We start from the raw sequence: 25,408 nt of genomic DNA, 5'->3' as shown, positions 1-25,408 counted from the left end.
TCAGAGGACTGGAGCGGCCGCCACTGCCTTCGGCTGACGATACAAGTCCAGCAGCACCTGATCCAGCACCGACGAAGCACCCCATGGCTTCGGATCGTTGAGGATTGCCACCACGGCCCAGGTATTGCCGTTGTTGTCGCGGCTGAACCCGGCGATGGCACGTACGGTGTTCAAAGTACCTGTCTTGACGTGGGCTTCGCCGCGCATGGCAGTGGTCTTCAGGCGTTTGCGCATGGTGCCGTCGGTGCCGGCGATCGGCATCGAGCTGATGTATTCGGCGGCGTAAGGGCTTTTCCACGCAGCTTGCAGCATGGCCGCCATTTCGCGGGCGCTGACGCGTTCGGCACGCGACAGGCCAGAGCCGTTCTCCATTACCAGGTGCGGCGCGGTGATGCCTTTCTTCGCCAGCCACTGGCGCACCACACGTTGTGCCGCCTTGGCATCGTCGCCATCGGCGTCGTTACGGAACTGCGCGCCCAGGCTCAGGAACAGTTGCTGGGCCATGGTGTTGTTACTGTATTTGTTGATGTCGCGGATGATTTCCGCCAGGTCCGGTGAGAACGCCCGTGCCAGTACCTTGGCATCTTTGGGCACGGGTGCCTGGATGTCACGGCCCTGGATGGTACCGCCCAGTTCCTGCCAGATCGCGCGCACGGCGCCTGCGGTGTAGGTGGCGTGGTCGAGCAAGGACAGATAAGTCTGCGAACTGCAGCCATCGGCCAACTGGCCGCTGACCGTCACTGTCACGCTGCCATCGGCGGCGGTCACCGGGTTATAGCGTACATCGCCAGTGCACTGCTTGGCGTTGGACACCTTGACCTGATTGTCGATGCGGATGCTCGCAATCGGCGGCTCGACCGACACCAGCACGCGGCCGGAATCATTCCGCGTCACAAAACGCAGGGCTTTGAGGTTGACCAGCAGCGCGTCCGGCTTGACCAGGAACGGTTTGTTCTCGTCGTTGCCATCGTCATTGAATTCCGGCAACACCGGTTGGTTGAAGAAACCACGGTCCAGCACCAGGTCGCCAGTGACTTGCTGCACGCCGTTGGCGCGCAGGTCGCGCATCAGCAGCCAGAGTTTTTCCATGTTCAGCTTGGGATCGCCGCCGCCCTTGAGGTAAAGGTTGCCGTGCAACACGCCACCGCTGAGGGTGCCGTCGGTGTAGAACTCGGTTTTCCACTGGTGATTGGGGCCGAGCATTTCCAGGGCCGCATAAGTGGTGACCAGCTTCATGGTCGACGCCGGGTTCACGGAGACGTCAGCGTTGAAGACAGTCGGCGTGCCCGGACCGTTCAGGGGGATCATTACCAAGGACAACGCAGTGTTTTGCAGCTTGGCTTTGGCCAGCGCCTGTTGAACATTGGGCGGCAGGGTGTTGTTGACGGGGGCGGCGGAGACGGAAAAGGCCAGTGGCAGAATAAGACCGGCGAAAAACACTGAACGCAAAGATTTGATCATAAGAAGTAAAACCCTACTGCTGAGGAGGGTGAAAAAGGCGAGGGGTAAATAAGAAAAATCCCTCAATGGTCATGAAAGTGTCGGCATTATGCCCCAAGGTGGATCCACTTGTAGCTGAACGATAGCTGGAATTCGGCGTTTTTTTACACGCAAAGTGCCGCCTGTCCCAGAGAGTCGGGCAATCGCCGCCTTAAACTGCTAAAGTGCCGCCCGTTATTACTTATGAGGATTGTTCCAATGGCGACTAACCGTTCCCAGCGTCTGCGCAAAAAACTGTGCGTTGATGAATTTCAAGAGCTGGGTTTCGAACTGAACCTGGACTTCAAAGAAGACCTGAGTGAAGAAGCTACCGACGCTTTCCTCGAAGCATTCATCAAAGAAGCCATGGAAGCCAACGGTCTGGGCTATGTTGGCGGCGATGACTTCGGTCTGGTTTGCCTGCAGAAGCGTGGCTCGGTCAACGAAGAACAGCGCGTAGCTGTTGAAAGCTGGCTCAAAGGCCGCAGCGAACTGAAAAACGCTGAAGTCAGCCCACTGCTGGACGTGTGGTATCCGGAAAAGCCGATCAACGCGGCTAAGTGATACTAAAAAAACGGCGACCTCAGGGTCGCCGTTTTTTTATGCCTTGCGCCAGTTCAGAATCAGCAACGTCAACACCCCCGCCACGATTCCCCAGAACGCCGACCCGATGGAAAACAGCGTCAAGCCAGACGCGGTGACCATAAAGGTGATCAGCGCCGCTTCCCGTTCCTTCGGCTCATTCATGGCGATGCTCAAGCCATTGATGATCGAGCCAAACAGTGCCAATGCCGCAATCGACAGCACCAGTTCCTTGGGCAAGGCTGCGAACAACGCTGCCAAGGTCGCGCCGAACACCCCGGCAATCCCGTAGAACACTCCGCACCACACGGCGGCGGTGTAGCGTTTGTTACGGTCTTCATGAGCATGGGGCCCGGTGCAGATGGCCGCGCTGATCGCCGCCAGGTTGATGCCGTGGGAGCCGAAGGGCGACAGCACCAATGAGGCCAGGCCGGTGGCGGTGATCAGCGGCGAGGCGGGTACGTTGTAACCGTCGGCCCTGAGCACGGCGACGCCGGGCATGTTCTGGGATGTCATCGCCACGACGAACAGCGGGATGCCGATGCTGATGGTGGCAGCCAGCGAGAAGTGCGGCGTGGTCCACACCGGCGTCGCCACTTCCAGGTGAAAACCGCTGAAGTCCAGCAGCCCCATCAATCCGGACAATACGGTGCCGATCACCAATGCCGCCAGCACTGCATAACGCGGCGACAGGCGCTTGATCACCAGATACGTGAAGAACATCCCCAGTACCAGCCCGGTGCGATGCTGCGCGGCGACGAAGATCTCGCTGCCGATCTTGAACAGAATCCCTGCCAGCAAAGCGGCCGCCAGCGAGGCCGGGATGCGCTTGACCAGTTTTTCAAAGCTGCCGGTCAACCCGCAAATTGTCACAAGGACGGCGCAGGTGATGTAGGCACCGATGGCCTCGCCATAACTCACACCGCCCAGGCTGGTGATCAGCAGTGCCGCGCCCGGCGTCGACCAGGCAATGGTGATCGGTGTGCGATAGCGCAGGGACAAGCCGATGCTGCACACCGCCATGCCAATGGAAATCGCCCAGATCCATGAAGAAATCTGCGCCGTGGTCAAACCGGCGGCTTGCCCGGCCTGAAACATCAGGACCAGGGAGCTGGTGTAGCCGGTCATCATGGCGATGAAGCCGGCGACAACGGCCGAGGGAGAAGTGTCGGCCAGCGGGCGCAAAGGCGCTTGGGTGGCGTCGTTCATGGAGAGGTGTTCCTTTTACCTGGATTTTTGCCGTTGTCGGCACGGATTCAAGCCTAAACTCAAACGTAACGACTCATTGCAATACAGCCGACGGCGCAAACAGCCGTACAGTGTGTTGGCGCATCCGGTTGTGTACAATGTGCCCTGATTTTAGGTGATACTTGCCAGCGACACGCTGTTGCCGTATTACCGTTAATTCGCCGCCGTTCTCCAAACCCGAGTGCCCATGAACGAACAGTTGCAACCTCTCAAGAAACAACCGCGTGCCGGCAAGGCCGGTCGCAGCGGAACCCAGGACGATATCGTCTACGCGCATATCTTCGAGGCGATCCTCGAACAACGCCTGGCACCCGGCACCAAATTGAGTGAAGAGGCACTGGGCGAAATCTTCGGCGTGAGCCGCACCATCATTCGCCGCGCCCTGTCGCGCCTGGCCCATGAAGGCGTGGTACTGCTGCGGCCCAATCGCGGTGCGGTGGTGGCCAGCCCGAGTGTCGAGGAAGCGCGTCAAGTGTTCCTTGCGCGGCGTCTGGTGGAGCGGGCGATCACCGAGTTGGCCGTGCAACACGCCACGGCTGAACAACTGGCCGAGCTGCGCCAGATGGTCAACGACGAGCGCGACAGCTTCTCCCGTGGCGATCGTGGCGCCGGTATCCGTCTCTCCGGCGAATTCCATCTCAAGCTGGCCGAAGCGGCGAAGAACGCGCCGCTGATCAGCTTCCAGCGCAGCCTGGTGTCCCAGACTTCATTGATCATCGCCCAGTACGAAAGCGGCAACCGCTCGCACTGTTCCTACGATGAGCACACCCAGTTGATCGATGCGATCGAAGCGCGGGATGCGGCGCTGGCGGTGAACTTGATGATGCATCACATGGACCATATCGACAGCAAGCTCAACCTCGATGAAGAGAGCGCGTCGGATGATTTGCATGCGGTGTTCTCGCATTTGTTGCAGACCAAGAAGCCGGGTCGCTCCTCGATCAAACTCTGACCCTCTTCCTTGTAGGAGCCGGCTTGCCGGCGATGAGGCCCTCAAGTCCTGCGCCGAAGCTGATAACGCCATCGCCGGCAAGCCAGGCTCCTACAGAGAGGGTGCATATAAAAATCCCCGGTTGATAACCGGGGATTTTTTTTGGGATTAGCGCTGGTGCACCAGTTGCCCGGCCGCATACGTCTGCAACACCGTCCGGTCATCCCCCAGCGTCATCAGCACAAACAACGTCTCGGCAATATTCTTCGCCTGCTTCAAGCGATAGCTCAGCAGCGGCGTGGCGTTGTAGTCCAATACCAGGAAGTCCGCATCGGTGCCCGGTTGCAACGTGCCGATCTTGTCTTCCAAGCGCAATGCACGCGCACCACCCAACGTCGCCAGGTACAGCGATTTGAACGGGTTCAACCGCGCGCCCTGCAATTGCATGACCTTGTACGCTTCGTTCAGGGTTTGCAGCAGCGAGAAACTGGTGCCGCCGCCCACGTCCGTGCCCAAGCCCACATTCAGTTTGTGCTTCTCAGCCATCGGCAGGTTGAACAAACCGCTGCCGAGGAAGAAGTTCGAGGTCGGGCAGAACGCGACAGCCGAACCGGTTTCCGCCAACCGCGCACATTCGTCATCACACAGGTGCACGCCATGGGCAAACACCGAGCGCTCGCCCAGCAATTTGTAGTGGTCGTACACATCCATGTAGCCCTTGCGCTCCGGAAACAGCTCCTTCACCCACTCGACTTCCTGCTTGTTCTCACTGATGTGAGTCTGCATGTACAGGTCCGGGTATTCCCCCAACAGTTGCCCAGCCAGCGCCAGTTGCTCGGGTGTGCTGGTCGGTGCAAAACGTGGGGTGACCGCGTAGTGCAGGCGACCCTTGCCGTGCCAGCGTTCGATCAGCGCCTTGCTTTCCTGGTAGCCGGATTCGGCGGTGTCGGTCAGGTAGTCCGGCGCATTGCGGTCCATCATCACCTTGCCGGCGATCATGCGCAGGTCGAGTTTCTCGGCGGCTTCAAAGAACGAATTCACTGACTGCGGGTGCACGCTGCCAAACACCAGCGCGGTGGTGGTGCCATTGCGCAGCAGTTCCTTGATGAAAATATCCGCGACTTCTTCGGCGTGGGCCTTGTCGGCGAACTGGCTTTCGCACGGGAAGGTGTAGGTGTTGAGCCAGTCGAGCAACTGCTCGCCATAGGCGCCGACCATGCCGGTTTGCGGCAGGTGGATGTGGGTGTCGATCAGGCCGGGCGTGATCAGCGCGTCCTGGTAGTGGGTGATTTCGATGTCGGCAGGCAGGGTTGGCAGCAAATCGCTGGCATGGCCAAGGGCACTGATCTGACCGTTTTCGATCACCAGCAGGCCGTCTTCGAAATATTCGTAGGAGGCTTCTATCCCCACTTCAGCAGGGTCGGCGATGCTGTGCAGAAGGGCGGCACGGTAGGCTTTGCGAGTCAAAGGCATGGTGATCTCAATTCAAATGGCTTGGCTGCGACGTGAAGCCGGCAGCAGTTTGGCAATAGGTTCGGCGCTGGCGGTGTGCTGGCCGAAATTGGCGTTGTAGGTGGCGATGATTTCGCCTGCGATGGAGATGGCGATTTCCACCGGCAACTTGCCCTTCACCTCGGTGAGGCCCATGGGGCAGCGCATGCGTTGCAACTGCGCGGCATCGAAACCGCGATCACGCAGGCGGTGTTCGAACTTGACGCGTTTGGTCTTCGAACCGATCAGGCCGAAGTAGGCAAAGTCATTGCGTTTGAGCAGCGCGGCGGTGAGTTCCAGGTCCAGCGCGTGATTGTGGGTCATGACGATGCAGTAACTGCCCACCGGGAGGTCGGCAATTTCGTCGACTGGCTCTTCGCTGACGATTTTACGCACGCCCTGGGGGATATGTTCCGGAAACTCCTGATCCCGCGAATCGATCCAGCGCACCCGGCACGGCAGGCTCGCCAGCAATGGCACCAGCGCACGGCCGACATGGCCGGCGCCAAACACCGCGATCTGCGCTTGCACCTGGCCCATGGGTTCGAACAGCAGCACCGTTACGCCGCCGCAGCACTGGCCCAGGCTGGCGCCCAGGCTGAAGCGCTCCAGGTGGGTGTTCTGCTGACCGCGCACGAGCATCTCGCGGGCGATCTGCATCGCCTTGTATTCCAGGTGCCCGCCGCCGATGGTGTCGAAGGTCTGCGCGCCGCTGATCACCATCTTCGAACCGGCATTGCGCGGCGTGGAGCCGAGCTCTTCGATGATGGTCACCAGCACGCAGGGTTCACCCCGGTTTTGCAGGTCTGCGAGGGCGCTGATCCAGTTGTTCATAGTCACCTCTTGTGGTGTCTGTCAGGCCGTCATCGCTGGCAAGCCAGCTCCTACAGGGGGTGGGGTTGTTTGCAACTGCCGCATTTGTTCGCAGCCCCACAACACCCGTTCCGGCGTCGCTGGCGCATCGATCTTGGGTTGATGGCGATAGTCACCCAGGCTCGCTACCGCGTCCTTGATCGCGCACCACGAAGCAATCCCGAGCATGAACGGCGGTTCGCCCACGGCCTTGGAATGGAACACCGTGTCTTCCGGGTTCTTGCGGTTTTCCACCAGCTTCACCCGCAGGTCCAGCGGCATGTCGGCCACGGCCGGGATCTTGTAGCTGGCCGGGCCATTGGTCATCAGCTTGCCCTTGTTGTTCCACACCAGCTCTTCCATGGTCAGCCAGCCCATTCCCTGGATAAACCCGCCTTCTACCTGGCCAATGTCGATGGCCGGGTTCAGCGAGGCGCCGACGTCGTGGAGGATGTCGGTGCGTAGCATCTTGTATTCGCCGGTCAGGGTGTCGACGATCACTTCGCAGCACGCCGCACCGAACGCGAAGTAGTAGAACGGCCGACCACGGGACTGGCTGCGGTCATAGAAGATTTTCGGGGTCTTGTAGAAGCCGGTGCTCGACAGCGAGACCTGGGCAAAATACGCCTGTTGGATCAACGCTTCGAAGGTGAGGATCTGGTCACGCACGCGCACGTGACCGTTGTGGAATTCCACATCCGCTTCACTCACGTCGTATTTGCGTGCGGCGAATTCCACCAGGCGTTGCTTGATGGTTTCGGCGGCGTTCTGCGCAGCCTTGCCGTTTAAGTCGGCACCGCTGGAGGCCGCCGTTGGCGAGGTGTTGGGCACCTTGTCAGTGTTGGTGGCGGTGATCTGTACACGGTCGATGTCCACTTGGAACACTTCGGCCACCACCTGCGCGACCTTGGTGTTCAAGCCTTGGCCCATCTCGGTGCCACCGTGGTTCAGGTGGATGCTGCCGTCGGTGTAGATATGGATCAACGCACCGGCCTGGTTGAGGAAGCTGGCGGTAAACGAAATGCCGAATTTCACCGGGGTCAGCGCCAGGCCTTTTTTCAGGATCGGGCTGTGGGCGTTGTACAGGCGAATCGCTTCGCGGCGCTCGGCGTACTGGCTGCTGGCTTCAAGCTCGGCGGTCATCTCTTCGAGCATGTTGTGCTCGACGGTCTGGTAGTAGTGGGTGACGTTGCGCTCGGTCTTGCCGTAGTAATTGACCTTGCGCACCGCCAGCGGATCGAGGGCCAGATGGCGGGCGATGGCGTCCATCACTTCCTCGATGGCAACCATGCCTTGCGGGCCGCCGAAACCGCGATAAGCGGTGTTGGAGGCGGTGTTGGTCTTGCAGCGGTGGCCGTTGACCGTGGCATCGCCCAGGTAATACGAATTGTCGGCGTGGAACATCGCACGGTCGACAATCGAGTTGGACAGGTCCGGCGAACAGCCGCAGTTACCCGCCAGCTCCAGGTTGATCCCGTGCAGGCGGCCGCTGTCGTCGAAGCCCACGTCGTATTCGATATAGAAGGGGTGGCGCTTGCCGGTCATCAACATGTCTTCGACGCGCGGCAGGCGCATCTTGGTCGGCTGACCGGTCAGGCGCGCGACTACCGCGCACAGGCACGCCGGGCTGGCCGCCTGGGTTTCCTTGCCGCCGAAACCACCGCCCATGCGGCGCATGTCCACGACGATTTTGTTCATCGACACGTCCAGCACTTCGGCCACCAGCTTCTGCACTTCGGTGGGATTCTGCGTGGAGCAGTAGACAATCATGCCGCCATCTTCGGTGGGCATTACCGAGGAAATCTGGGTTTCCAGGTAAAAGTGTTCCTGGCCGCCGATATGCAGCGTGCCTTGGATGCGGTTTTTTGCGGTGGCCAAGGCGCCGGCCGAATCGCCGCGTTGGTGAGTGTGGCTGTCCAGCACGAAATGCTTCTTGCGGAAGGCCTCGACCACGTCCAGCACCGGCTCCAGGTCTTCGTATTCGATCACGGCGGCCATCGCGGCCTTGCGTGCGGTTTCCAGGTCGCGGGCGGCGACCGCCAGTACGACCTGGCCGACGAACTGCACGGTGTCGATCGCCAGCAATGGATCGCCCGGCATCAATGGGCCGATGTCTTTTAGCCCCGGCACGTCTTCGTGGGTGATGACAATGCGCACGCCTTCAAAGGCGTAGCAGGGCGTGGTGTCGATGCTGATGATGCGGGCGTGGGCACGGTCGGACATGCGCGCATACAGATGCAGCTGGTTAGGGAATTCCAGGCGATCATCGATGTACTGCGCTTCGCCGGACACGTGCTTGGCGGCGCTGTCATGCTTGACGCTGCGACCGACCCCGGAGGTGAGGTCCTGGGCGAACAGCTCGGCGAGTTCGGCCTGGGTTTTAACGACGGCGTGATGGTTAGACATAAGCGGTCACCCGAGTCTCGATGTGCGGCGTTTGCAGTTCGATGAAGTATTTGCGCAGCAGGTTCTGCGCGCTGAGCAGGCGGTATTCCTTGCTGGCGCGGAAGTCCGACAGCGGGGTGAAATCCTCGGCCAGGGCGGCGCAGGCCTTTTCCACGGTGGCGGAGTTCCAGGTGGCGCCAACCAACGCGGCTTCGCAGCTCTTGGCACGTTTTGGCGTGGCAGCCATGCCGCCGAACGCGACGCGGGCCTCGTTGATTACACCGTTTTCGATCTTCAGGTTGAACGCGGCGCACACGGCGGAGATATCATCGTCCAGGCGTTTGGAGACCTTGTAGGCGCGGAACAGCGTGTGGCCTTTCGGCACGATGATCTTCTCGATGAATTCGCTGTCCTGGCGCGCGGTGACGCGGTAATCGATGAAGTAATCTTCCAGCGCCAAGGTGCGGCGGGTTTCGCCTTTGCACAACACGATCTGCGCGCCCAAGGCAATCAGCAGCGGTGGTGAGTCCCCAATCGGCGAGGCGTTGCCGATGTTGCCGCCCAAGGTGCCCTGGTTGCGGATCTGCAGGGAGGCGAAGCGGTGCAGCAGCTCGCCGAAGTCCGGGTATTCATGGTGCAGCGCGGTGTAGCAGTCGGAGAGGGCGGTGGCGGCGCCGATTTCCAGGCGGTCGTCGAAGTCGTCGACACGTTTCATTTCTTCAATATTGCCGACGTAGATCATCACCGGCAGCGTGCGGTGGAACTGGGTGACTTCCAGCGCCAGGTCGGTGCCGCCCGCCAACAAGCGAGCTTGTGGGTAGGCGTCATAGAGGTCGGCCAGGTCGGCGACGGTCAGCGGCACGAGGCAGCGTTTGTCGCCGCTGTTGAGTTCACCGGTTTGCGTCGGCGCGATGGCTTTGAGGCGGGCAATGGTCTCTGCCTGCCGGCTGTCGAACTGGTCCTGGGGCTTGTTGCAGCAGGCCTGTTCGGCGGCCGCAAGAATCGGGCGATAACCGGTGCAGCGGCACAGGTTGCCGGCCAGGGCTTCGTGGGCTTTTTGGCTGTCGGGCGCGTCACTGTTCTTTTGCAGGGCGAACAACGACATCACGAAGCCCGGGGTGCAAAAGCCGCATTGCGAGCCGTGGCATTCGACCATGGCTTGCTGGACGCTGTGCAGTTGGCCCTGGTGCTTGAGGTCTTCGACGCTGATCAGTTGCTTGCCGTGCAACGACGACACAAAGGTCAGGCACGAATTGAGACTGCGATAGCGAATCTGCTCGGCGCCTTGATCATCGGCGTGCAGTTCGCCGACCACCACGGTGCAGGCACCGCAATCGCCGCTGGCGCAGCCTTCCTTGGTGCCGGATTTGCCTAGATGCTCACGCAGATAGTTGAGCACCGTCAGGTTGGGGTCCAGGGCGTGCTCGCTACGGAGTTCCTGGTTAAGTAAAAACTGGATCACGGAAGGCCTCGCAGACTCATTATTGTTGTTAACCGCTTTGCGCCGAATCTAGTCATGTCTGACTTTTCGGTCAACGATTTTCTGACCAGAAGGTCAAGAAAATGCAGTCACAACACTTTCAATTATGGTCCAGTCTTCTAGAACCGGTGTTTTTGGGGGCTTGTGGGTGTTCATCGCTGCTTATTCCGTGCCAAATTCTGAAAGGTGGGCGTAGCGCCATCAGCCAGCCAATGCGCTACACTGCCGCGCTTGTACCGATAGAAGATTTTGAAGGGAAAACATGACGTTCAAGGCGCCGGACAGTCTCGCCGAGCAAATTGCTCACCACCTCGCCGAACGCATCATTCGCGGCGATCTCAAGCCTGGGGAGCGGATCCAGGAGCAAAAGGTCACGCTGGCACTCAATGTCAGCCGTGGTTCCGTGCGCGAAGCCTTGCTGATCCTCGAACGCCGCCACCTGATCGCGATCCTGCCGCGCCGTGGCGCCCACGTCACAGAACTCACGGCACACAAGGTGCAGAGCCTGTGCACCTTGATGGGCGAGCTGTATATCCTGCTCGGCAATGCGGTGGCTCAAGGCTGGCAGACCCAGGCCGACATGGCGCCGTTCATGCAGATCCAGCAGCGGCTGATCGCCAGCTTCGAGCGCCAAGACATCCGCGCCTTTGTCGAAGAAAGCTTCAATGTGATGCGCGCCGCCTATCCCTTCGCCAACAACCCGTACCTGCAGGAAACCGTCGAGAACCTGCAACCGGCGATGAACCGCGCCTACTACCTGGCGCTGGATCAACGCAAGGCGTCCATGAGCGAGTACCTGGCGCTGTTCGAGCAACTGCTCGCCGCCGTACTGGCCCGTGACCTGCCGCAGATCCGCCAAGTGCTGTCGGCCTACGGCGAGCGCAGTTGCTCGCTGGTCATCGCTGCGTTGGCGGACGCCTAAACGTGCGGCTCAAGTGCATCAAACTGGCGGGGTTCAAATCCTTCGTCGACCCGACCACGGTGAACTTCCCCAGTAATATGGCGGCGGTGGTCGGGCCCAATGGTTGCGGCAAGTCGAACATCATCGACGCCGTCCGTTGGGTGATGGGCGAGAGCTCGGCTAAAAACCTGCGTGGCGAGTCGATGACCGACGTCATCTTCAACGGCTCAACCAGCCGCAAGCCGGTGAGCCAGGCCAGCATCGAACTGGTGTTCGATAACTCCGATGGCACCTTGATCGGCGAGTACGCGGCCTACGCGGAAATTTCCATTCGCCGCAAAGTGACCCGCGACAGCCAGAACAGTTACTTCCTCAACGGCACCAAGTGTCGCCGTCGGGATATCACCGATATCTTCCTCGGCACCGGCCTGGGCCCGCGCAGCTACTCGATCATCGAGCAGGGCATGATCTCCAAGCTGATCGAAGCCAAGCCCGAAGACCTGCGTAACTTCATCGAGGAAGCGGCCGGCATCTCCAAGTACAAGGAGCGCCGCCGCGAGACCGAAAACCGTATTCGCCGCACCCATGAAAACCTCGCCCGTCTGACCGACCTGCGCGAAGAGCTGGAGCGCCAACTTGAACGCCTGCACCGCCAGGCCCAGGCCGCCGAGAAGTATCAGGAATACAAGGGCGAAGAACGCCAGCTCAAAGCGCAACTCTCGGCCCTGCGCTGGCAGGCGCTGAATGATCAGGTCGGCCAGCGCGAAGCAATCATCGGCACCCAGGAAATCAGCTTTGAGGCCCTGGTAGCCGAGCAGCGCAACGCCGACGCCAGCATCGAACGCCTGCGTGACGGTCACCATGACCTGTCCGAACGCTTCAATCTGGTGCAGGGCCGTTTCTATTCGGTGGGTGGCGACATTGCCCGCGTCGAGCAGAGCATCCAGCACGGCCAGCAGCGCCTGCGCCAATTGCAGGATGATTTGAAGGAAGCCGAACGCGCACGCCTGGAAACTGAATCGCACCTGGGCCACGACCGCACCTTGCTGCTGACCCTTGGCGAAGAGCTGGACATGCTCACCCCCGAGCAGGAAATCACCAGCGCCGCCGCCGAAGAGGCCGCCGCCGCCCTGGAAGAATCCGAAACCACCATGCACGGCTGGCAGGAGCAGTGGGACACTTTCAACCTGAAGTCCGCCGAGCCACGCCGCCAGGCTGAGGTGCAGCAATCGCGCATCCAGCAACTGGAAACCAGCATGGAGCGCCTGGCCGAGCGCCAGCGTCGAATGCAGGAAGAGCGCGCATTGCTGTCCGCCGACCCGGAAGACGCGGCGATCATGGAGCTGAGCGAGCAACTGGCCGAAAGCGAAATGACGCTGGAAGAGCTGGAAGCCAGTGAAGAACAACAAGTGGAGCGCCTGGAGCAATTGCGTCAGCAACTGCAACAGGCGACCCAGGCGCAGCAACAGGCCCAGGGCGATTTGCAGCGGCTCAATGGTCGGCTGGCTTCCCTTGAAGCCTTGCAGCAAGCCGCCTTGGACCCCGGTACCGGCACCGCCGAGTGGCTGCGTGACCAGCATCTGGCCGAGCGCCCGCGCTTGGCGGAAGGCTTGAAGGTAGAGGCAGGTTGGGAGTTGGCGGTTGAAACGGTCCTCGGTGCCGACCTTCAAGCCGTGCTGGTGGATGATTTTGGCGGTTTCGACCTGGCCGGTTTTGCCCAAGGCGATTTGCGTTTGCTCAGCCCAGCGGCGGACGGCACGCGGGTGCCGGGCAGTCTGCTGGATAAGGTTGAAGCGGCGATTGATCTGTCGCCGTGGCTGGGCCAGGTCAAACCGGTCGAATCCCTTGAGCAGGCGCTGGCCCAGCGCGGCCAGCTCGGCGCCGGTGAAAGCCTGATCAGCCGCGACGGCTACTGGGTAGGCCGCCATTTCCTGCGCGTACGTCGCGCCAGTGAAGCCGAAAGTGGCGTATTGGCCCGTGGCCAGGAAATCGTCAACCTGATCGCCGAACGCGAAGAGCGCGAAGCCACCCTGGAAAGCCTGGAAACCGAACTGCAAACCCTGCGCGCCACCCAGCGCCAGCAAGAGACCGGTCGCGAACACCTGCGGCGCCTGTTGCAGGACGAAGCGCGCCAGCAAGGCGAATTGAAAGCCCAGCTTTCCGCGAGCAAAGCCAAGGTTGAGCAACTGACCCTGCGCCGCACCCGCCTCGACGAAGAAGTGGCAGAGATGGGCGAGCAACGCGCCCTCGAACACGAACAGATCGGCGAAGCACGCTTGCACCTGCAGGAGGCCCTCGACAGCATGGCGCTGGACACCGAGCAGCGCGAACTGCTGCTGGCCCAGCGCGACAGCCTGCGCGAGCGCCTCGACCGTGTGCGCCAGGAGGCCCGCCAGCACAAGGATCACGCCCACCAGTTGGCGGTGCGCTTGGGCTCGCTCAAGGCCCAGCACGCGTCCACGTCCCAGGCCCTTGAACGCCTGGAGATGCAGTCCGAGCGCCTCACCGAAAAGCGCGAACAACTGAGCCTCAACCTGGAAGAGGGCGAAGCGCCGCTGGAAGAGCTGCGCCTCAAGCTGGAAGAATTGCTCGACAAGCGCATGACCGTCGACGAAGAGCTCAAGACCGCACAAATCGCCCTGGAAGACGCCGACCGCGAACTGCGTGATGCCGAAAAACGCCGGACCCAGGCCGAGCAGCAATCCCAGCTGATCCGTGGCCAGCTCGAACAACAGCGCATGGAATGGCAAGCCCTGACCGTGCGCCGCAAGACCTTGCAAGACCAGTTGCTGGAAGACGGCTACGACCTGCACGGCGTGCTCAATACCCTGACCGCCCAGGCCAACGAGAAAGACGCCGAAGAAGAACTTGAGCGGATTGCTGCGCGTATTCAGCGTCTGGGCGCGATCAACTTGGCGGCCATTGACGAATACCAGCAGCAATCCGAGCGTAAACGTTATCTGGATGCCCAGGACGCCGACTTGGTCGAAGCCCTGGACACCCTGGAGAACGTGATCCGCAAGATCGACAAGGAAACCCGAAACCGCTTCAAAGATACCTTTGATCAGATTAATGGCGGTTTACAGGCGTTATTCCCAAAAGTTTTCGGCGGTGGCAGCGCTTACTTGGAACTGACGGGCGAAGATCTACTCGATACAGGGGTGACGATCATGGCGCGGCCTCCGGGCAAGAAGAACAGCACCATCCATTTGTTGTCCGGCGGCGAGAAAGCCCTGACCGCATTGGCCCTGGTGTTTGCCATCTTCAAGTTGAACCCGGCGCCGTTCTGCATGCTCGACGAAGTTGACGCCCCGCTGGATGACGCTAACGTTGGACGGTACGCGCGGTTGGTCAAAGAGATGTCCCAGACCGTGCAGTTCATCTATATCACCCACAACAAGATCGCCATGGAGATGGCGGATCAATTGATGGGCGTGACGATGCACGAACCGGGCTGTTCGCGTCTGGTGGCGGTGGATGTGGAAGAAGCGATGGCGATGGTGGAGTCTTGATCCATGCCGGGACAGAATTTTTATAGCGCGCGGTAAGACGCTTTACCGGTCTGGCGAAAGTGGCAAATGGACATATTTGTTCAAGGCATTTTGACAGACGGTGTAAAGTTATCTTTGGTCGTGCTAGTTTAATGTCAAATTTTCGTATGCGTGGGCAAAACGTCAGTCAGAACATAGAGTTGGCGCCACGTTTTAAAGCGGTTTGCACGTTGCTAAACCCCTTATTTTTCAGCATTTTTTATTAGAGGCACGGGATTACATGGAAATCGGTCTGCGCGAGTGGCTGATCGTCATCGGCATTATTGTCATTGCCGGTATTCTTTTTGATGGCTGGCGCCGCATGCGCGGTGGCAAGGGCAAGCTTAAATTCCGTCTGGACCGCAACCTGTCCAACTTACCCGACGACGACGGCGCCGCCGAGTTGCTGGGGCCGCCGCGTGTGCTGGATACGCATAAAGAGCCGCAACTGGACGAACACGACTTGCCGTCGATGAGCGCGCCGGTGCGTGAAGCCCGTGAGCCGTCCTCCAAGCGTGGCAAGCGTGCCAGTGCCGCCGTGGCTGAACCGCATCAGGGTGACCTGAATCTCGACGTGGATGAGGGCCCGAGCTTCAGCAGTCGCGACGATGATTTCCCGGATGAAAACCTGGGCAAGACTTCCGCCGCGCCGCGCCAATCGGTCAACGACCAGCCTGCCGCTGAAGAAGTGTTGGTGATCAGCGTGATCTGCCGCGACGCCGCCGGCTTCAAGGGCCCGGCTTTGTTGCAGAATATTCTGGAAAGCGGCCTGCGTTTCGGTGAGATGGATATTTTCCATCGCCACGAAAGCATGGCCGGCAACGGCGAAGTGCTGTTCTCCATGGCCAACGCGGTCAAGCCGGGCACCTTCGATCTGGACGATATCGACCTGTTCAGCACTCCGGCGGTGAGCTTCTTCCTCGGCCTGCCAGGTCCGCGTCACCCGAAACAAGCGTTCGACGTGATGGTGGCTGCAGCCCGCAAGCTATCGCAGGAACTGAATGGCGAACTCAAGGACGACCAACGCAGTGTCCTGACCGCCCAGACCATCGAGCATTACCGTCAGCGCATCGTCGAGTTCGAGCGTCGCGCCCTGACACAAAAACGCTGAGGATTGCTCCTCGGCGTTGTCGGATAGAATAAGCGCACTAACATATTGAGCAGCTTCGGCTGCTCTTTTGCTTTCTGAGAGAACACCCATGACCGCCGCCCACACCCGCATCCTCGAACTGCGCGCTGAACTGGATCAGCACAACTACCGTTACCACGTCCTCGACGAACCGAGCATTCCCGACGCCGAGTACGACCGGCTGTTCCATGAACTCAAAGCCCTCGAAGCCGAGCACCCGGAGCTGGTCACGCGCGATTCTCCGACGCAGCGGGTCGGCAGTGCGGCGTTGTCGGCGTTCACCCAGGTCAAGCATGAGACCCCCATGCTCAGCCTCGGCAACGCCTTTGACGAAACCACCATGCTGGAATTCGATCGCCGGGTCACCGAAGGACTCGACCTGCCGGCCGGCGATCTATTTGGCGGTGGCGCGGTGGTGGAGTACAGCTGCGAACCTAAGCTGGATGGCCTGGCGGTCAGTCTGCTGTATCAGGACGGCGAACTGGTGCGCGGCGCCACCCGTGGCGACGGCACGACCGGCGAGGACATCAGCATCAACGTGCGCACCGTGCGCAATATTCCGTTGAAACTGCACGGCAGCGGCTGGCCGGCGACCCTGGAAGTGCGTGGCGAAGTGTTCATGTCCAAGGCCGGTTTCGAGCGGCTCAACGCCTCGCAACTGGAAGTCGGCGGCAAGACGTTCGCCAACCCGCGCAACGCCGCTGCCGGCAGCCTGCGTCAGTTGGATTCGAAGATCACCGCCAGCCGACCCTTGGAGTTCTGCTGCTACGGTGTAACCACCGACATCAGCGACACCCACATCGGCAACCTGCAACAGTTGCAGAAATGGGGCATGCCCATCAGTCACGAACTGAAGCTGGCCAAAGGCATTCAGGATTGCCTGGACTACTACCGCGATATCGGCGAGCGGCGCAACAGCCTGCCGTATGAGATCGACGGCGTGGTGTTCAAGGTCAACAGCATCGCTTCCCAACGAGAGCTGGGCTTCCGTGCCCGCGAACCGCGCTGGGCCATCGCGCATAAATTCCCGGCCCTGGAAGAGCTGACCGAATTGCTCGACGTGGAATTCCAGGTCGGGCGTACCGGCGCCGTTACGCCGGTGGCGCGGTTGAAGCCGGTCAAGGTCGCGGGTGTCACCGTGTCCAATGCCACCTTGCACAACATGGATGAAGTGGCGCGCCTGGGCGTGATGATCGGCGATACCGTGATCATTCGCCGCGCCGGGGATGTTATCCCGCAGGTGGTCTCGGTGGTGCTTGAGCGCCGTCCGGAAAACGCCCGTGCGGTGCCGATCCCCGAGAGCTGCCCCGTCTGCGGTTCCCACGTGGAGCGCACGCAACTGGTCAAGCGCAGCAAGGGCAAGGAAACCGTCAGCGAAGGCGCGGTGTACCGTTGCGTCGGGCGTCTGGCCTGTGGCGCGCAACTCAAGCAGGCGATCATCCATTTCGTCTCGCGCCGCGCCATGGACATTGATGGCCTGGGCGACAAAACCATCGAGCAACTGGTGGATGAAAAGCTGATTGGTTCGCCGGCCGACCTCTACAAGCTCAAGTACGAACAGATCATCGACCTGGAAGGCTTTGCCGACATTTCCAGCAAGAAGCTGATCACCGCCATCGAAAACAGCAAATCCCCGACCCTGGCGCGCTTTATCTACGCCCTGGGCATTCCCGACGTCGGCGAGGAGACCGCCAAGGTGCTGGCGCGCTCCCTGGCCTCCCTGGAGCGCGTGCAGAAGGCCTTGCCGGAAGTGCTGACGTACTTGCCGGACGTGGGCCTGGAAGTGGCGCATGAGATTCATAGTTTCTTTGAAGACAGCCATAACCAGGACGTGATCGGCGCGCTGCTGTCGCCGCAGGAATGCGGCCTGCAACTGCAGGATCAGGGCGACCTGAGTGCCGAATTCGCCGCCAGCGCCACCTTGGGCGGGTTGCTCGACAAGTTGCACGTACCGAGCGTCGGCCCCGGCGCGGCGCAGAAGCTGGCGGACAAATTCGTCACCCTTGAAGGCGTGATCAAGGCCGACTGGCTGGACATGCGCCAGGCCCTGCCCGAGAAACAAGCCAAGGCCGTGCGCGAGTTCTTCGATAACGCCGACAACGCGAGCCGCGCCCTGGCCATCGAGCAGCAGCTCAAAGACTTCGGCATGCATTGGAACAGCGAGAAGAAGGTCGTCGAAGGCTTGCCTGAGGCTGGGCACACCTGGGTTCTCACTGGCTCCCTGGAACTGATGAGTCGCGACGTGGCCAAGGAAAAACTCGAAAGCCTCGGCGCCAAGGTGGCGGGTTCCGTGTCGGCGAAGACTCATTGCGTGGTGGCGGGGCCGGGGGCCGGTTCCAAACTGGCCAAGGCCAGCGAGTTGGGCCTGAAGGTATTGGACGAAGAGGCTTTCGTCGCCTTCTTGGCCAAGCACAACATCACTGTCTGATGTGGACTGTGGGGTAAACAAGCGTGTTGTGGTGAGCGGGCTTGCTGTGGTGAGCGGGCTTGCCCCGCGCTGGGTGGCGAAGCCGCCCCAACAAGGACGCCGAAGTGTTTCGGATAGACCGAAGTGCCGGGTTTGGGGCCGCTACGCAGCCCAGCGCGGGGCAAGCCCGCTCACTACAACAATGTGGAACGATTCTGAAGCGAAAGTGATCTAGTCTCAGTCACCCAGGGAGAGATCGCCATGTTTCGCTACTTCGAGCAACTCAGTTCGCGCATTGCCGCACCGTTCGTGGCCGGCTCGTCTCGTGACAGCAAGGTCTGGCAGTGCCGTTGCGGCCAATCCCTGTTCTTTCGCAACAGCCAATGCCTGGCCTGCCAGGCGCTGCTGGGCTACCAGCCTCAACAAGCCCGGTTGGACTCCCTGCGGCCCGGCCCGGTGGAAGGCACCTGGCTGCAAGATGGCAACCTCGACGCCGGCGCTTTCCGTCGCTGCGCCAACCTCGACACGCCGGCCGCCTGCAATTGGCTGATCCCGGCTCACAGCACCGCGCCGCTGTGCGTGGCCTGCGGCCTCAATCGCACCATCCCTGACCTGTCGATCGTAGAAAACCATGAGCGCTGGCGCAAAGTCGAAACCGCCAAGCGCCGCTTGGTCGCGCAATTGATCAGCCTTGGCCTGCAAGTGGTGCCCAAGAGTGTCGACGAAGACAACGGTCTGGCCTTCGACTTCGTCGGTATCGACCTGGAGGGCAACGCGCCGATGACGGGCCACGCGAACGGCTTGATCACCCTCGACATCAAGGAAGCCGACGACGCCCACCGTGAAAAGGTACGCGTACAAATGCGCGAACCCTACCGCACGCTGCTCGGTCACTTTCGCCATGAGGTTGGCCACTATTACTGGGATCGCCTGATCGCGAATACCCACTGGCTCGAACCGTTTCGCGCCCTGTTCGGCGACGAACGCGCCAGTTATGCCGATGCTCTCGACCAGCACTACCAGAACGGCCCACGACCGGACTGGCAGCAAACCTGCGTCAGTGCCTACGCCACCATGCACCCCTGGGAAGACTGGGCCGAAACCTGGGCGCACTACCTGCACATGATGGACGCCGTCGACACCGCCCTCGGCTTTGGCATGAGCGCCCGCGAGATGGACCTGGATTACCAGCCATTCCCGCTCACCACCCTCTACGACCCCGAACACCCCGGCGGCGTGGCGTTCCTGTCGTTCGTCAACGCCTGGATCGAGTTGGCCGGCATGCTCAATGAACTGTCGCGCAGCATGGGCCAGCCGGATTTCTATCCCTTCGTGCTGCCACCGGCGGTGATTGCCAAGCTGCACTTTATCCACCTGGTGATCCAGGAGGAAGGTGGCCGAGCAGACGAAGCCGTCACCCTGTAGGAGCCGGCTTGCCGGCGATGGCCGCCCCGCGATAGACACAAGTGCTTGAACCATCGAATATTTTTAATCCGGCCCCAACGGTTGTAACTTCCGATGAGATCGGTACAATGGCCCCGCTTGCCGAGAGGCAGGCGTCGTTATGGTGACCCCATCGGTCCCCCCGCAACGATTACCCGTGAACCTGGTCAGAGCCGGAAGGCAGCAGCCACAGCGGGAACATTGTGTGCCGGGGTGTGGCTGGTGGGGTTGCCTCCATAACGCTCTTCCTTGCAACACCTCCTCAAATTCAATTCAAAAAAATGCTTTCAAGCCATCTGCCATCGTGCAGTCCATGGCGGCATACTCCAGTGCCTGGCATCCGGAGACAACACACGTGGAAAAAGTCGACGACCTCACGCGCGAAAAACTGCGGGAGTGGCAGATGCGGCGCCTGGAGATCAAGGACCGCATCCAATCCCATCCTGAACAGACCCTGGAATTGTCGCGGGTGCTGGACCTTATGGACGACGAGCACGCGGAAATCCTCAGCCAGGCGGAAATGATCCGGTCTGCGGACGTGGCCAATGAGCCCATGCCGCCGCCACTCACTGGCGCCTACACGCTGCAGTTGAATGTAGCCGCACAGAGTGCCGAGGACCTGCGCCGGCTGCTGGATATGGCGGTGTTCGAACTCCAGCAGCAGGTCAATGCGATGACCGCCACGGCTGACGCGGGTCCCCATCGCGGCAATATGTCGGGCTCCCTGGGGGAGTATCGGTTTGAACTGGGCGGTCATGGCAATGCCTGATTCCCTGGTGGCGAGGCACTATGCAACCGGAACACTTTGACTTATCCAGCCCTGTCTTCCTGCCTGTCACGGAGGAAACCTGCACGGCCCTGCTCGGCGCGGACGGCGCCAAGGCCCTGGTCGGTCTGACAGACCCAGAGCTGGCCGCCGTGCTGGTTATCCAGAACCTGGCCCAAGCGGCCGAAAAGGACCTGACCTGCGCGGGCGCCGAGCGCATCTTGGCCAAGTTGCTCGACTGGGCGGTCGATACCCGCGGAGCGGGCGCCGCCACGTTGTTGTCCGAAGCCCAGCGGCTGTTCGATCCACGCAAGTTGTACTTCGGCTTCAACGCCCTTAAAACGGTCAATCTGCGCCTGTTGTCGGTTGAAGAAGTCGCAGCGCGGAATTACCTGTTGCCTACTGGCAAATGGGATATCGGCTACAAGGTCCGCCATCTACGTAGCAATGATCCGTTCAGCCAGCAGATGGTCACGCCCCGGCACCGTGAGCGCTGGCTCAGCCCGGCGCAGGACAAGCTGGTGCGGACTTTCCGTGCCAACCTGAACGAAGACCTGCATGTCCAAGGCTACGCCGGCATTGGCAAGAGCCACCTGCTTGGCGCCTTGATGGAGTGCCTGCGGCCGGCCCAAACCCTGATACTGGCGCGCACCGGGGCAAAACTCGCGACCCTGCGTGAACGCATGGGACTGGCCAAGGACAGCAAGACCGGTTCGACCTTTGCTGCCTTCGCCAAGGCGCTGTTGCAGGGGCAACGACCCGCCGCGCAGGCCACGCCAACTCGGTTGCCCAGCAAACACGAAGTGTCGCAGACCCTGAATATCCACGGCTGGCGTGGTCACGATGGCGTGGCAACGCTCGATATCTGCCTGAAGGTGCTCGACAGCTACTGCCACTCCAACCATCACAGCCTGTCGGCCAGGCATTTGCCGCATTTCAAGCAAGCCTTGTCCAGCGTGGACGCCCAGGCGTTGCTGGAGTATTCCAGCCGGTTGTGGACGTATCTGGACGCCAACCCGCAGTGGGCCGGTCAGACGGCCTTCGCAGCCTTGTTGCTGATCAAGCGCGCGAGCCTCGATGGATGCGTGGTGCCGCCGCGGTACACCCATGTGCTGATCGATGAAAGCCAGGACATTCCACCCTCGTTGTTGCAGATTATCGAACGTGGCCGCCAGGTGCTGATCACCCTTGGCGATGAGTACCAATTGGCCAGCGGTGTAATGGTCAGGCGCAAGCGTGAAGTCCGGCACACCGACATCAATTACTCGGTGCGCTCGGGCCGCAACGTCGAGCGCCTGGTCAACCCGCTGATCAGCGTGCACTCGCAGAAGGGCAAGACGCCCTTCGAAGGCGCGCGGGATGCCGACGTTGGCATTGAGCATTACCCTCAGGGTTTCGTGCCACCCGAAGGCTGCGTGGTGTTGACTGCGTCCCTTTGGGACACCATGAAATGGGCCATTCAGTTGCAGCAGGCTAACTGCCCGTTTGGCTTCCTCGACAGTGGTGCGCAACAGGATTTGCAGCGCTTCATGATCAGCGTCATCGCGCTGTTCAAGCCAGAGTTCTACAGCAACGAGCACAACGACAACGGCCCCCATGCTTACTTCAGCGACATGGACGACTGGCAACAGGTGCGCGATGCCAGCCAGTACGACGAGTCGTTCCTGTGGGTCGAGAGCGAGCTGGAAAAAGGCTTCAACGTTGCCGATATCACGCGCTTGAACCGCCTGAGCGGCGTCCCCGGCAAGCGCTGCCTGCTGATGCTGGCGGAGGAGGCGGGCGGCATGGAGTTCGACCGGGTGCTGCTGACGCCCGAACTGCTGACCAACGTGAAGTTCAAGGACGCCTACGCGTTCGACCAGCGGCTGTGCGCGGTGTACATCGCCATTTCCCGAGCGCGGATGCAGCTTTACCTGCCTTACGACGTGGTCGAGTGGATTGATTTCCACACCTACCAGAAAACCCGTGAATTCCACGGTTACTGATTTATTTAATTCGGCTGTTTCACAACTTTCAGCGGTCGCTCTGGACAACCTAAAACCACCTTGTTAGTTTCCGCCAGCCACTTGTTTCAGAGTATGACAAGGGTGTGCGGTTGATATTGAAGTGCCATCACTTCTTTAACTAACAAGGATGTCTGTGATGAAAAGCCTGCAAGGGTTGCCCCGTCTTATCAGTGCTTCAGTAGGCGCGCCCGGTAAAGCCCGCAACTTGCCTTCCGATGTGCAGTGCATCCAATATTTATTCAATCTGATCATTCCCAAACTGGGCTTCCCACTGGCCGAAAACGGCAAGTGCGACGGTCAGTTGGTGCAGTGCATCAGCCAGTATCAGTTCCGTCATCTCAAATACGCGCACCCCGATGGTGTGATCGACCCGACCGGTAAAACCTTCAACAGCCTGATCGAAGAGGCGGTGAAGGTACCGGTGAAGGCCTTTCCGAGCATGCGTATCCCAAGCTTTCTGAATGCATTCGGTAACAACCAGGGTGACGCGGTGCAAGCCACCGTCAACGTGTACCTGGACCGTATGCGGGCAATGATCGAGGCTGAGCGGCGCAATCGCCAATTGATGCTCCAGGCCACGTGCGATGGCGGCATGACGCTCACCGATACCGATTTTCAGAATGCCGCCAAGCAGTTAGGCAACGGCATTTCGGTGAATGTCATCAGGGCCTTCGCCACGGTGGAGTCCGGTGGTCGCTCGGGATTCGGGCCGGCCAAGTTACCGATCATTGCGTTTGAAGGGCACCAATTTCGCAAGTACACCAAGCATATCTACGACCAGGCGCATCCGCTGCTTTCGTACATCTATGTGAGAAAGGCCGGGCCGCAGTGGCAGGTCAATAACAAGGATCAGGTCAAGGCCTGGGAAACCATGGCCACTGCATTCGCCCTGGACCAGGAAGCGGCTTTGATGTCGGCGTCGTGGGGCATGTTTCAGACCATGGGGTTCAACTACGCCTCATGCGGTTACAAAACGGTGTTTGAGTTTGCCGCGGCATTAAAAGTGAATGTCGGTAACCAACTGAAGGCGTTCCTCGCGTTTTGCGCTAACAGCCCGGCGTTGATGACGGCCATGAAAGCCAAGGATTTCACTTCGATGGCCCGTAACTATAACGGCAAGGACTACGGCAACTATGACGTCCTGATGAAAGAAGCCTACGAGAAACTTGAAGGAAAAAAATAAGATGATCCGTTTTCTAGCAGTGGGTGTGTTGTCGTTGTGCGCCGTTGTCCCCGCATTTGCCGGTTCGCCTGCATTGCATTCCGGAAAATACGAAGGGCTGATGCTGGCGGTGACGCCTGAGCATCAGGTGGAAGGTTATTACGCGGAAGAGATGGGCGAGGGCGTTACTCGCAGCTGCACGTTCTACCTGCAAGGCAAGCCCTCAGCGCTGACCACCTGGAACGACACTGCCTATCCCGGCAGCGTGGCGCCTTCTTCGGACGGCGTGACCCTCACTTTGGCAGAAGGCCGTCAGCATCCGGGTTGCCTCAATGTGCTGATGCCGGAAATTGCCACCGGCCTGGACCTGACCCAGACCGCCAGCAAAAAATGGATCGGCCTGGTCAAGGTCTCAGCCGACAAGGCTTACCTGCTGAAAAATCCAAGTGCCAAGGCGGCTAAACGTCCCTACATCGTCAAGAACGACGTGGTCGGTGTGCTGGCATTCAAGGATGGCTGGGCCCAAGTCGAGTTCATCAACGCAGATGGTCGCTCGTTTACGGGGTGGATCAGCCAGGATCAATACGCGCGGTTGGCGGCCCCCAAAAGCTGATCTCGAAAACGGCAAAAATCTAGATGTGGGAGCGGGCTTGCTCGCGAATACGGAGTGTCAGTCGCTGGATGCAGTGACTGAGCCACCGCTTTCGCGAGCAAGCCCGCTCCCACATTTTGGATCTTCATCAACCGAATATTTCGCGGAGTAACCCGGCAAACGCATCCCGTGCCAGATGCCGCTGGGTGTCCTTGTGCCAGAACAGCAGGTTGTCCACCGCCTGCAGTTCATCGAACCGGTACGATGCCAGCTGATTGGCCTGCTCATAGCGGGCCAGGATGCCTTCCGGCGCCAGCGCCACGCCAATCCCGGCACTCACGCAACCAATGATCGTGCCCCAACTGGCATAGCTGGCAATGGTCGGCTTGAACGCATGGGGCTTGACCCAGTTCTCCAGCGCTGCCCGATAGGGGCAACCCGGTGGCCATACCAGCAAGGTGCGGCCGGCCAGGTCTTCGGCGCTGCGGATCGGTTCGCTGGAGGCGCTGGCGATCAGCACCAGGCGCTCGCTGTAGACCACGCTGTGTTCGAGCTTTGCGCGTTTGTTGCCAGCGGCCACCAGCGCCACATCCAGGCGATGGTGTTGCAGGTCATCGAGCAGCTCGCCCCAGGCGCCAGTCACCAGTTCCAGGCTGACATCCGGGTAGCGTCGGTGGTATTCCGCCAGCAGCGGCGGCAGACGGCCACTGGCGCTGGACTCCACTGCGCCGATGCGCAGGGTGCCACGGGGTATGGCGTTGGCGTCCACGGCGCGTTTGGATTCGTCCACCAAGGCCAGGATGCGTTCGCAGTATTCGAGGAAAATCTCCCCCGCCGCACTGATTGCCAGCCCACGCCCGGCTCGGATGAACAGCGGCGTGCCCAACTCGCTTTCCAGTTGCTTTATCCGCGTAGTGATGTTGGACGGCACGCAATGCAAGTGCACGGCGGCCTGGGCCACGCTGCCGGTTTGCGCCACGGCTCGCACCATTTTCAGTTGGGCCAGTTCCATTGCTCAGTTCCA

General features: G+C 60.5%; 18 protein-coding genes and 1 other RNA gene. 12 read left to right on the top strand and 7 right to left on the bottom strand.

The genetic code is table 11. The features are described 5' to 3' along the window. Complete coding sequence (gene dacB / locus RB216_RS21585; RefSeq protein WP_028617500.1) at positions 1–1,461, bottom strand: D-alanyl-D-alanine carboxypeptidase/D-alanyl-D-alanine endopeptidase; 1,461 nt, start codon at positions 1,459–1,461, stop codon at positions 1–3. 237 nt (positions 1,462–1,698) lie between these two features. On the opposite strand from dacB, the gene RB216_RS21580 reads away from it, so the two are divergent. Beyond that, positions 1,699–2,043, top strand: coding sequence for a YggL family protein (locus RB216_RS21580; RefSeq protein WP_028617499.1), 345 nt, complete (start codon positions 1,699–1,701; stop codon positions 2,041–2,043). Between the two features lie 36 nt (positions 2,044–2,079). On the opposite strand, the gene RB216_RS21575 is transcribed toward RB216_RS21580, so the two are convergent. After that, positions 2,080–3,270, bottom strand: coding sequence for a benzoate/H(+) symporter BenE family transporter (locus RB216_RS21575; RefSeq protein ID WP_028617498.1), 1,191 nt, complete (start codon positions 3,268–3,270; stop codon positions 2,080–2,082). A 226-nt stretch (positions 3,271–3,496) separates the two neighbouring features. Here RB216_RS21575 and RB216_RS21570 point away from each other — a divergent pair, with 226 nt between their 5' ends. After that, entirely contained in the window at positions 3,497–4,261 is a 765-nt protein-coding gene (locus tag RB216_RS21570; protein WP_015885332.1) for a GntR family transcriptional regulator, read from the top strand. Between the two features lie 147 nt (positions 4,262–4,408). Here RB216_RS21570 and guaD read toward each other — a convergent pair whose 3' ends face one another. Genes guaD through xdhA form a run of 4 tightly spaced genes read right to left on the bottom strand, consistent with a single transcriptional unit; the run spans position 4,409 to position 10,430 of the window. Then, entirely contained in the window at positions 4,409–5,713 is a 1,305-nt protein-coding gene (guaD, locus tag RB216_RS21565) for a guanine deaminase (protein ID WP_308907855.1), read from the bottom strand. Between the two features lie 12 nt (positions 5,714–5,725). Then, positions 5,726–6,565, bottom strand: a complete 840-nt coding sequence (gene xdhC, locus RB216_RS21560; RefSeq protein ID WP_122687266.1) for a xanthine dehydrogenase accessory protein XdhC — start codon at positions 6,563–6,565, stop codon at positions 5,726–5,728. A gap of 21 nt (positions 6,566–6,586) precedes the next feature. Next, entirely contained in the window at positions 6,587–8,989 is a 2,403-nt protein-coding gene (gene xdhB / locus RB216_RS21555) for a xanthine dehydrogenase molybdopterin binding subunit (protein WP_122554753.1), read from the bottom strand. Then, on the bottom strand, positions 8,982–10,430 hold the full coding sequence (gene xdhA / locus RB216_RS21550) for a xanthine dehydrogenase small subunit (RefSeq protein WP_028617495.1): 1,449 nt from the start codon (positions 10,428–10,430) through the stop codon (positions 8,982–8,984). The genes xdhB and xdhA overlap by 8 nt, the downstream gene beginning before the upstream one ends. Before the next feature lie 280 nt (positions 10,431–10,710). Here xdhA and RB216_RS21545 point away from each other — a divergent pair, with 280 nt between their 5' ends. From RB216_RS21545 to RB216_RS21500, 10 genes are all read left to right on the top strand, one after another. Next, positions 10,711–11,370: a GntR family transcriptional regulator gene (locus RB216_RS21545; RefSeq protein ID WP_028617494.1), complete on the top strand. Its 660-nt coding sequence runs from the start codon at positions 10,711–10,713 to the stop codon at positions 11,368–11,370. 2 nt (positions 11,371–11,372) lie between these two features. Next, complete coding sequence (gene smc, locus RB216_RS21540; protein WP_308907854.1) at positions 11,373–14,861, top strand: chromosome segregation protein SMC; 3,489 nt, start codon at positions 11,373–11,375, stop codon at positions 14,859–14,861. Positions 14,862–15,120: 259 nt separating this feature from the next. Continuing rightward, positions 15,121–15,990, top strand: a complete 870-nt coding sequence (gene zipA, locus RB216_RS21535; RefSeq protein WP_308907853.1) for a cell division protein ZipA — start codon at positions 15,121–15,123, stop codon at positions 15,988–15,990. 88 nt (positions 15,991–16,078) lie between these two features. Then, positions 16,079–18,436 carry an NAD-dependent DNA ligase LigA gene (gene ligA / locus RB216_RS21530; RefSeq protein WP_028617491.1) on the top strand — a complete coding sequence of 786 codons (2,358 nt, stop codon included), beginning with the start codon at positions 16,079–16,081 and terminating at the stop codon, positions 18,434–18,436. A gap of 240 nt (positions 18,437–18,676) precedes the next feature. Then, positions 18,677–19,840, top strand: a complete 1,164-nt coding sequence (locus RB216_RS21525) for a zinc-binding metallopeptidase family protein (RefSeq protein WP_236321111.1) — start codon at positions 18,677–18,679, stop codon at positions 19,838–19,840. Positions 19,841–19,989: 149 nt separating this feature from the next. After that, an RNA gene (gene ffs / locus RB216_RS21520) (signal recognition particle sRNA small type) lies at positions 19,990–20,086 on the top strand. Between the two features lie 127 nt (positions 20,087–20,213). Continuing rightward, positions 20,214–20,627, top strand: coding sequence for a hypothetical protein (locus RB216_RS21515; RefSeq protein ID WP_028617489.1), 414 nt, complete (start codon positions 20,214–20,216; stop codon positions 20,625–20,627). 20 nt (positions 20,628–20,647) lie between these two features. Further along, entirely contained in the window at positions 20,648–22,609 is a 1,962-nt protein-coding gene (locus tag RB216_RS21510) for an AAA family ATPase (protein WP_305382310.1), read from the top strand. Between the two features lie 157 nt (positions 22,610–22,766). Then, on the top strand, positions 22,767–23,813 hold the full coding sequence (locus tag RB216_RS21505) for an N-acetylmuramidase family protein (RefSeq protein ID WP_028617487.1): 1,047 nt from the start codon (positions 22,767–22,769) through the stop codon (positions 23,811–23,813). A gap of 1 nt (position 23,814) precedes the next feature. Next, positions 23,815–24,405 (top strand): SH3 domain-containing protein, encoded by a 591-nt coding sequence (locus RB216_RS21500; protein WP_308907852.1) that lies wholly within the window; start codon positions 23,815–23,817, stop codon positions 24,403–24,405. A 127-nt stretch (positions 24,406–24,532) separates the two neighbouring features. Here the strand turns inward: RB216_RS21500 and RB216_RS21495 are convergent, their stop codons facing one another. After that, complete coding sequence (locus RB216_RS21495; RefSeq protein WP_028617485.1) at positions 24,533–25,396, bottom strand: LysR family transcriptional regulator; 864 nt, start codon at positions 25,394–25,396, stop codon at positions 24,533–24,535. Positions 25,397–25,408: the final 12 nt, after the last annotated feature.

This window comes from Pseudomonas canadensis (assembly GCF_030980095.1).
Lineage (GTDB): Bacteria > Pseudomonadota > Gammaproteobacteria > Pseudomonadales > Pseudomonadaceae > Aquipseudomonas > Aquipseudomonas canadensis.
Note: the sequence above shows the minus strand (reverse complement) of the source record. Positions and strands in the feature narration are given on the sequence as shown.